General features: G+C 71.9%; 5 protein-coding genes. All 5 read left to right on the forward strand.

Going from position 1 to position 4,693, the window contains the following annotated elements:
- Window positions 1-102: 102 nt before the first annotated feature.
- Entirely contained in the window at window positions 103-1,194 is a 1,092-nt protein-coding gene (locus GAS53_RS03780) for an SDR family oxidoreductase (RefSeq protein WP_151475957.1), read from the forward strand.
- On the forward strand, window positions 1,191-2,576 hold the full coding sequence (locus tag GAS53_RS03785) for an aspartate aminotransferase family protein (protein ID WP_151475958.1): 1,386 nt from the start codon (window positions 1,191-1,193) through the stop codon (window positions 2,574-2,576). The genes GAS53_RS03780 and GAS53_RS03785 overlap by 4 nt, the downstream gene beginning before the upstream one ends.
- A 41-nt stretch (window positions 2,577-2,617) precedes the next feature.
- Window positions 2,618-3,100: a type II toxin-antitoxin system RatA family toxin gene (locus GAS53_RS03790; RefSeq protein WP_151475959.1), complete on the forward strand. Its 483-nt coding sequence runs from the start codon at window positions 2,618-2,620 to the stop codon at window positions 3,098-3,100.
- Entirely contained in the window at window positions 3,093-3,653 is a 561-nt protein-coding gene (locus tag GAS53_RS03795; RefSeq protein ID WP_151475960.1) for a flavin reductase family protein, read from the forward strand. The genes GAS53_RS03790 and GAS53_RS03795 overlap by 8 nt, the downstream gene beginning before the upstream one ends.
- Window positions 3,654-3,740: 87 nt before the next feature.
- On the forward strand, window positions 3,741-4,610 hold the full coding sequence (locus GAS53_RS03800) for an alpha/beta fold hydrolase (protein WP_151475961.1): 870 nt from the start codon (window positions 3,741-3,743) through the stop codon (window positions 4,608-4,610).
- Window positions 4,611-4,693 lie beyond the last annotated feature (83 nt).

Raw genomic sequence — 4,693 nt, forward strand, 5'->3', positions numbered from 1 at the left:
CCGACACCCCCACCCACCCAGGGGCGCGGGGAACTGCGCGACCAGCCACAACGAACCCGCAGACAACACACCACCCCGAACCCGACCGAGGGAAACACCACCATGTCCCAGCCCACACTCCTCCTAACCGGCGGCGCCGGAGTCCTCGGCAGAGCCCTGATCGACGAGCTCTCCCCCGACTTCAGGATCACCTGCCTGCGCCACCGCACACCGGTGAACGACCCCCGGGTCCACGAGATCCCCGCCGACCTCATGGAACCCCAACTCGGCCTGCCCGACCCGGACTTCGAACAGCTGGCAGCGGACGTGGACGTCGTCGTGCACTCCGCCGCCGCCACCAACTGGAAGGCGGCCCCGGAGTCCATCCGGCGCGCCAACCTCGACGGCACCGCCGCGATGCTCGACCTCTGCGCCCGGGCCGACGCGCCGATGTACCACATGAGTACGGCCTTCGTCGCCAACCCACTGGCCCCGGAGGAACAGGACCGCTTCCCCGGAGCCGCCGCCTACCTCGCCTCCAAGACCGCGGCGGAGCAGCTGGTGCGCGACGCCCCGGTTCCAGGAGTGATCCTGCGCCCGTCCGTCGTGATGGGCGACTCCGTCACCGGCCGCATCGCAGGGATGCAGGGCCTGACCCGCGCCCTCGGCGCCATCGTCAAGGGCCAGGTGCCGGTCCTCCCGGGCGCGCCCGACGCACGGATCGACATGGTGCCCCAGGACGTCGTCGCCCGCGCCGTGGGCGACCTGGTGCGCGGTGGGGTCACGGACGGCGAGTACTGGCTGACGGCCGGCACACACTCCCTGCTGCAGAGCGAAGTGGTCGACGCCTGCCTGGAGTTCGCGGAGCTGTACGGGCCCAGGCCGCATCCGCCCCGGCTCATTCCGGTGGAGTCCGTGCACCGGCTGCTGCTGCCGCTGATCGAGGGACCGACGTTCCCGGAGTCGCTGCGCCGCCGCTTCCACACGTACGCGGAACTGCTGCTGGTCTTCCAGCGGGCGCTCCCCTTCGAGTCCTCCCTGGGGTCTCCGCACTGCGGTACGTCCCTGTCGAAGGACGCCCTCGGGCGGGCGCTGGTCCGCAACCTGGCGGCCTGGTCCACCGGCCCCGGCGGCATGCGTACCCGCCCCCGCCGCCCGCAGCCGGCCGGAGGAGCGGTGCCGAGGCTGCCGGAGACACGGGAACTGGCCTCATGACCGCAGGCCCGCTCACCACGAAGGTCACCGACGGGGCAGGACCCGACACGGACCGCGCGCACACCGATCGCACGCACACCGACCACGCTCACACCGACCACGCACACACCGACCGCACGCACATCGCCCGGCTCTACCGCGAGCATCTCTCGGTCGGCCGTTCCGTCCTCGGAACCGTCCTCGGCGGCATGCTGGAGACGGCGTCCGACGGTGCGTGGATCTCCACCGAGGACGGCCGCCGTTACCTCGACTTCGGCGGCTACGGAGTCTTCATCCTGGGCCACCGGCATCCCGCCGTGACCGCTGCCGTGCACCGCCAGGTGGACACGCATCCGCTGGCGAGCCGCGTCTTCCTGGAACCGGTCGCCGCCCGCGCGGCCCAGGCCCTGGCCGCGCGAACCCCGGCCGGTCTCGACCACGTCCACTTCGTCAACTCCGGGGCGGAGGCGACCGAAGCGGGCCTGAAGCTGGCCCGGGCCCACGGCCACACCGCTCTCGTCAGCACCGCCGGCGGCTACCACGGCAAGACCCTGGGCGCGCTGAGCGCCACCGCCAACCCGAAGTACCAGCTGCCCTTCCAGCCGCTGCTGCCGGACAGCACCGCGGTGCCCTACGGGGACGCGGACGCGATGGCGGCCGTACTCGCCCGGCTCGGTGACCGCGCCTGCGTCATCGTCGAGCCGGTGCAGGGCGAGGGAGGCGTACGCATTCCGCCGCCCGGCTATCTGGCCGAGGTGAGCCGGCTGTGCCGGACGTACGGGGCCTTTCTGATCGTCGACGAGATCCAGACGGGTCTCGGGCGGCTGGGCACCTGGTGGGGCATGGACCCCGGGCCCAGGCCCGGAGCCGGCCGCGGCGCCCGGGACAGCGCGACCGCCGACCCCGACGTGCTCCTCGTCGGCAAGGGCCTGAGCGGCGGTGTCGTCCCGGTCGCGGCGATGGTCGCCACCGCGGCGGCGTACCGCCCGTTCTCCCGCGACCCCTACCTGCACACCTCCACCTTCGCCGCCTCCCCCATCGCCTGCGCCGCCGCGCTGGCCGCGGTCGAGACGCTGGACAGGGAGGACGTCGTCAGCCGCGCCGCCGCGCTGGGGATCCGTCTGCTCGCGGGTGTGCGGGCCGCCTGCGCCCCGTACTCGCGCGGTCTGGTGCGCGAAGTGCGGGGACGCGGGCTGCTGATCGGTCTGGAGTTCACGGCGGACCAGGCGGTCGGCGAGCTGATCCTCGAACTGGTCGAGCGGGGCGTCCTGGTGAACCACTCGCTCAACGCCACCAGGGTCCTGCGGCTGACACCGCCGGCGATCGCCGGAGAGGAGGAGGTACGGCTGTTCCTGGGTGCCCTGGCCGAGGCACTGCGCGTCGTGGCGACGCGCGTCGGCTGACCGACCACCACACGTACGACCGCGGAAAGGTAACCCCCCACATGCGTCACGTGAACGTACGGCTGACCGCCCACGACGTCGACCCCGAGACCGCGTACCAGCGGATCAGTGACTTCCGCCGGTACCCGGACGTCACCGAGACCGTCCGCGAGGTCGTGGTCCATCCACCCCATGACGACGGCACAGTGGTGTCGGACTGGACCGTCCGCTTCCGCAACGGTCTGATGCGCTGGACCGAGCGCGACGCCTTCTTCCCGCAGAACCTGAGCATCGGCTTCACCCAGCTCAGCGGCGACTTCGAGCTCTTCGAAGGCACCTGGCGGTGCGAGACGGGCGAGGACGGCACGACCGTGACCTTCGAGGCCATGTTCGACCTGGGCATTCCGACCCTGGCCGAACTCCTCGACCCCGTGGCCGACTCGACCCTGCGCACCAACATCGAGCGGATCCTGCACGGGCTGCTCGGCAGGGTCACGCCCGCCCCGGCCGAACTCGCCGACACGGCCGCCGTCGCGCATGGCTGACCTCGCTGTCGTACCCCAGCAGCCGGTTGCCGCGGGATGGGACACCCTGCGGGACGAGCCCGGTCCCGACACGGTCCGCTGCCTCGGTCTGTACGCCAAGTTGTCGGCCGGCGTCACCGTCGTCACCGCCCTGGACGCCACCGGCTGTCCGACCGGGATGACGGTCTCGGCCCTGACGTCCCTGTCGGCCCGGCCGCCCCTGGTCCTCGCCTGTCTGCGCGGCGGTTCACGCACCCTGACCGCCCTGCGCGACCAAGGCGCCTTTGCCGTCAGCTTGTTGACGGCACGTCAGGAGCTCGTGGCCGAGCGCTTCGCCGATCCTTCCGTACCGCCCGCGCTGCGCTTCGCCGACATTCCCGTACGGCAGGTGCTCGGGCTGCCAGTGCTCGCCGAGGCGCTCGCCTGGTCGGTGTGCCTCGTCGAGGACATACGCCCGTACGGGGACCATCACGCCGTCGTCGGACGCGTGATGGCGGTCGACGTGAACGGCGGACGGCCGCTGCTCTGGCACGACCGCACGTTCCACACGCTCACCGGACCGCGCGAGAACTGAACCCCGCGCAGCTCCCACTCGACGCCCGGCCGGGACTTCCCGGCCGGGCGTCTCGCGCAATCCCCACCGCACAGTCAAGGAGACCGTATGCCCCTGCCATCGATCCCCGGTGTGAACTCCGACAGCGCCGCGACCGAGCTGATCCGTACCCCCGAGCGGCTGTCGGGCAACGCCCAGGCCGGGGCGCAGCGCATCGGCGCCGCCTTCGACCCGTCGGCCGCGGAGGACGACTGGGGACTGCCCCCGAGCGAGGAACGCCCCTACCCGGTCGTGCTCGTGCACGGCACGCTTGGCGACCGGGAGTCCGTCTGGACGAAGGCGGCGCCCGCACTCAGAGCCGCCGGACACCGGATCTTCCGCCTCAACTACGGGGAGCTCCCGGCCCTCCCCCGCCTGTACGGACTGGCCGACATCAGAGAGTCTGCCCGGGAACTCGCCGTCTTCGTCGACCGGGTGCTGGCGGACAGCGGGGCGGCGAAGGTGAGCCTCGTCGGCCACTCGCAGGGCGGAATGCTGCCGCACTACTACCTCAAGTACCTGGGCGGGGCGGCGAAGGTGCATCACGTCGTCGGGATCGCCCCGAGCAATCACGGGGTCACGGTGGAGGGGCTGACGGCGCTGGTCCGTCAAGTCCCGGGTGTGCAAGGGGTCGTGGAGGACAAGGTGCTCTTCCGGGTGAGCCCCGCGTTCACGCAGCTGCTGCACGACTCGGACTTCGTACGGGAGTTGGTGGCGCCGGGCGACACCGTGGACGGGGTCGGCTACACCGTCATCTGGTCGACCCGGGACGAACTCGTCCAGCCGCCCCGGTCACAGGAGTTGACGGCCACCCGGCCCGCTCACCCCGTCACCAACATCCGCCTCCAGAGCCTCGCCCCGGAGAACCGGGCCACGCACATGGTCATGCCCTACGACCCGGTCGTCGTGCGCGAGACGCTCAAGGCCCTGGCCGGCTGAGGCACGTACGACGGGCTCGTAAGCCGGACTGGTACGACGGGCTCGTACGACAAAGGGTGGTGCGGGCCCCGCCGGGCCCGCAC

The sequence above is a fragment of the Streptomyces albicerus genome (genome assembly GCF_008905045.1).
Taxonomy (GTDB): Bacteria; Actinomycetota; Actinomycetes; order Streptomycetales; family Streptomycetaceae; genus Streptomyces; species Streptomyces albicerus.

What these genes read in the sequence shown, in the direction of transcription:
- GAS53_RS03790 (WP_151475959.1), top strand. Translation starts at nt 2,618, where the DNA reads ATGCGTCACGTGAACGTACGGCTGACCGCCCACGACGTCGACCCCGAG.
- GAS53_RS03785 (WP_151475958.1), top strand. Translation starts at nt 1,191, where the DNA reads ATGACCGCAGGCCCGCTCACCACGAAGGTCACCGACGGGGCAGGACCC.
- GAS53_RS03800 (WP_151475961.1), top strand. Translation starts at nt 3,741, where the DNA reads ATGCCCCTGCCATCGATCCCCGGTGTGAACTCCGACAGCGCCGCGACC.
- GAS53_RS03795 (WP_151475960.1), top strand. Translation starts at nt 3,093, where the DNA reads ATGGCTGACCTCGCTGTCGTACCCCAGCAGCCGGTTGCCGCGGGATGG.
- GAS53_RS03780 (WP_151475957.1), top strand. Translation starts at nt 103, where the DNA reads ATGTCCCAGCCCACACTCCTCCTAACCGGCGGCGCCGGAGTCCTCGGC.